This is a genomic window from Limosilactobacillus mucosae DSM 13345, assembly GCF_001436025.1.
Classification (GTDB): Bacteria; Bacillota; Bacilli; order Lactobacillales; family Lactobacillaceae; genus Limosilactobacillus; species Limosilactobacillus mucosae.
In genome coordinates this window covers 1-449 of sequence record NZ_AZEQ01000075.1, presented here as the reverse complement: position 1 = coordinate 449, position 449 = coordinate 1, and the positions used below count along the sequence as shown (strand labels likewise).

The window sequence follows — 449 nt, the reverse complement described above, 5'->3', positions numbered from 1 at the left end:
CGGACGATTAACTATGTCGATGCGCAGGGCAAGCCGGTCAATGGTTCGCCAGACGGTGCCAGCTCCTACGTTCAAACCGTGACGTTCAAGCGGACCGCGGTTATTGACAAGGTTACCGGCAAGCTTTTAGGCTACGATACCAACAACGATGGCCAAGTTGACACCACGGATGCTGAGCGGGCCTGGACGCCAACGCGTGATGAGTTTGCTGAAGTCGTATCCAAGACACCAGCTGAAGTCGGCTTTACTCACGTTGACCGGCCAACAGTTGTCAGTCATGTTGTTTTGCCTGGTGATCAAGATGCAACGGTTACGGTTGTCTACAGCAAGGATTCGTTAGCCGTTGCTGGCACGATTCAATACATTGACGACACGACCGGGGCGCTTTTAGATGAAAATGCTTTGCCAGAAGGAGAAGTTGGGGCCAAGATCAACTACACCACGGCCGA

Annotated in this window: 1 protein-coding gene; it reads left to right on the top strand. The window is 53.0% G+C overall.

Translation table 11 applies throughout. The features are described from left to right. Positions 1–449 (top strand): mucin-binding protein (locus FC47_RS10715; protein ID WP_420896576.1); only part of this gene is annotated, 449 nt, incomplete at both ends.